This is a genomic window from Streptomyces roseochromogenus subsp. oscitans DS 12.976, from assembly GCF_000497445.1.
Lineage (GTDB): Bacteria > Actinomycetota > Actinomycetes > Streptomycetales > Streptomycetaceae > Streptomyces > Streptomyces oscitans.
The window spans coordinates 5927438-5930817 of record NZ_CM002285.1 but is presented as its reverse complement, the minus strand read 5'-3'; the positions used below and the strand labels follow the sequence as shown (position 1 = coordinate 5930817).

Here is a 3380-nt window from a genome sequence, read left to right as displayed (position 1 = left end):
AACACAGTGGACGCGAGCAACTGAGGACAAGCCCTCGGCCTATTAGTACCGGTCACCTCCACCAGTTACCTGGCTTCCAGATCCGGCCTATCAACCCAGTCGTCTACTGGGAGCCTTACCCCATCAAGTGGGTGGGAGTCCTCATCTCGAAGCAGGCTTCCCGCTTAGATGCTTTCAGCGGTTATCCCTCCCGAACGTAGCCAACCAGCCATGCCCTTGGCAGAACAACTGGCACACCAGAGGTTCGTCCGTCCCGGTCCTCTCGTACTAGGGACAGCCCTTCTCAAGACTCCTACGCGCACAGCGGATAGGGACCGAACTGTCTCACGACGTTCTAAACCCAGCTCGCGTACCGCTTTAATGGGCGAACAGCCCAACCCTTGGGACCGACTCCAGCCCCAGGATGCGACGAGCCGACATCGAGGTGCCAAACCATCCCGTCGATATGGACTCTTGGGGAAGATCAGCCTGTTATCCCCGGGGTACCTTTTATCCGTTGAGCGACGGCGCTTCCACAAGCCACCGCCGGATCACTAGTCCCGACTTTCGTCCCTGCTCGACCCGTCGGTCTCACAGTCAAGCTCCCTTGTGCACTTACACTCAACACCTGATTGCCAACCAGGCTGAGGGAACCTTTGGGCGCCTCCGTTACCCTTTAGGAGGCAACCGCCCCAGTTAAACTACCCATCAGACACTGTCCCTGATCCGGATCACGGACCCAGGTTAGACATCCAGCACGACCAGACTGGTATTTCAACGACGACTCCACCCACACTGGCGTACGGGCTTCACAGTCTCCCAGCTATCCTACACAAGCCGAACCGAACACCAATATCAAACTGTAGTAAAGGTCCCGGGGTCTTTCCGTCCTGCTGCGCGAAACGAGCATCTTTACTCGTAGTGCAATTTCACCGGGCCTATGGTTGAGACAGTCGAGAAGTCGTTACGCCATTCGTGCAGGTCGGAACTTACCCGACAAGGAATTTCGCTACCTTAGGATGGTTATAGTTACCACCGCCGTTTACTGGCGCTTAAGTTCTCAGCTTCGCCCACCCGAAAGTGAGCTAACCGGTCCCCTTAACGTTCCAGCACCGGGCAGGCGTCAGTCCGTATACATCGCCTTACGGCTTCGCACGGACCTGTGTTTTTAGTAAACAGTCGCTTCTCGCTGGTCTCTGCGGCCACCCCCAGCTCGAGGAGCAAGTCCTCTCACCAGGAATGGCCCCCCTTCTCCCGAAGTTACGGGGGCATTTTGCCGAGTTCCTTAACCATAGTTCACCCGAACGCCTCGGTATTCTCTACCTGACCACCTGAGTCGGTTTAGGGTACGGGCCGCCATGAAACTCGCTAGAGGCTTTTCTCGACAGCATAGGATCATCCACTTCACCACAATCGGCTCGGCATCAGGTCTCAGACTATGTGCTGCCCGGATTTACCTGGACAACGTCCTACACCCTTACCCCGGGACAACCACCGCCCGGGATGGACTACCTTCCTGCGTCACCCCATCACTCACCTACTGCAAGTCTGGTCCGTCGGCTCCACCACTTTCCATTCCCCGAAGGGTCCGGAACGGCTTCACGGACTTAGCATCGCCTGTTTCGATGTTTGACGCTTCACAGCGGGTACCGGAATATCAACCGGTTATCCATCGACTACGCCTGTCGGCCTCGCCTTAGGTCCCGACTTACCCTGGGCAGATCAGCTTGACCCAGGAACCCTTAGTCAATCGGCGCACACGTTTCTCACGTGTGAATCGCTACTCATGCCTGCATTCTCACTCGTCAACCGTCCACGACTACCTTCCAGTGCCGCTTCACCCGGCAGACGACGCTCCCCTACCCATCACAGCACCCGTTGGGGCTATATACTGCAATGACACGACTTCGGCGGTACGCTTGAGCCCCGCTACATTGTCGGCGCGGAATCACTAGACCAGTGAGCTATTACGCACTCTTTCAAGGGTGGCTGCTTCTAAGCCAACCTCCTGGTTGTCTGTGCGACTCCACATCCTTTCCCACTTAGCGTACGCTTAGGGGCCTTAGTCGATGCTCTGGGCTGTTTCCCTCTCGACCATGGAGCTTATCCCCCACAGTCTCACTGCCGCGCTCTCACTTACCGGCATTCGGAGTTTGGCTAAGGTCAGTAACCCGGTAGGGCCCATCGCCTATCCAGTGCTCTACCTCCGGCAAGAAACACACGACGCTGCACCTAAATGCATTTCGGGGAGAACCAGCTATCACGGAGTTTGATTGGCCTTTCACCCCTAACCACAGGTCATCCCCCAGGTTTTCAACCCTGGTGGGTTCGGTCCTCCACGAAGTCTTACCTCCGCTTCAACCTGCCCATGGCTAGATCACTCCGCTTCGGGTCTTGAGCGTGCTACTACAGCGCCCTGTTCGGACTCGCTTTCGCTACGGCTTCCCCACCCGGGTTAACCTCGCAACACACCGCAAACTCGCAGGCTCATTCTTCAAAAGGCACGCAGTCACGAGACACCAGCAAGCTGATGTCCGACGCTCCCACGGCTTGTAGGCACACGGTTTCAGGTACTATTTCACTCCCCTCCCGGGGTACTTTTCACCATTCCCTCACGGTACTATCCGCTATCGGTCACCAGGGAATATTTAGGCTTAGCGGGTGGTCCCGCCAGATTCACACGGGATTTCTCGGGCCCCGTGCTACTTGGGTGTCTCTCAAACGAGCCGCTGACGTTTCGACTACGGGGGTCTTACCCTCTACGCCGGACCTTTCGCATGTCCTTCGCCTACATCAACGGTTTCTGACTCGCCCCACGGCCGGCAGACCGTGGAAGAGAGATCCCACAACCCCCACGACGCAACCCCTGCCGGGTCTCACACGTCGTAGGTTTGGCCTCATCCGGTTTCGCTCGCCACTACTCCCGGAATCACGGTTGTTTTCTCTTCCTGCGGGTACTGAGATGTTTCACTTCCCCGCGTTCCCTCCACTTGCCCTATGTGTTCAGACAAGGGTGACAGCCCATGACGACTGCCGGGTTTCCCCATTCGGAAACCCCCGGATCAAAGCCTGGTTGACGACTCCCCGGGGACTATCGTGGCCTCCCACGTCCTTCATCGGTTCCTGGTGCCAAGGCATCCACCGTGCGCCCTTAAAAACTTGGCCACAGATGCTCGCGTCCACTGTGCAGTTCTCAAACAACGACCAGCCACCCATCACCCCGAACCAACAGGTCCGAGTGCACTGGGGCCGGCGACTGAGGAAAGTTCGTTCCCTCAGACACCCAACAGCGTGCCCGGCCAGGCCCCGTCCGAAGATCATGCGTTCCACGCTCTGACGAGCAGTACTAGCAGCCTCCGACCCAGGATCCCGGCCGAATAATCAACGTTCCACCCATGAGC

At 57.5% G+C, this 3380-nt stretch carries 1 rRNA gene; it reads right to left on the bottom strand.

The features are described from left to right. Positions 1–22: 22 nt before the first annotated feature. Positions 23–3144, bottom strand: a 23S ribosomal RNA gene (locus tag M878_RS75255). Positions 3145–3380: the final 236 nt, after the last annotated feature.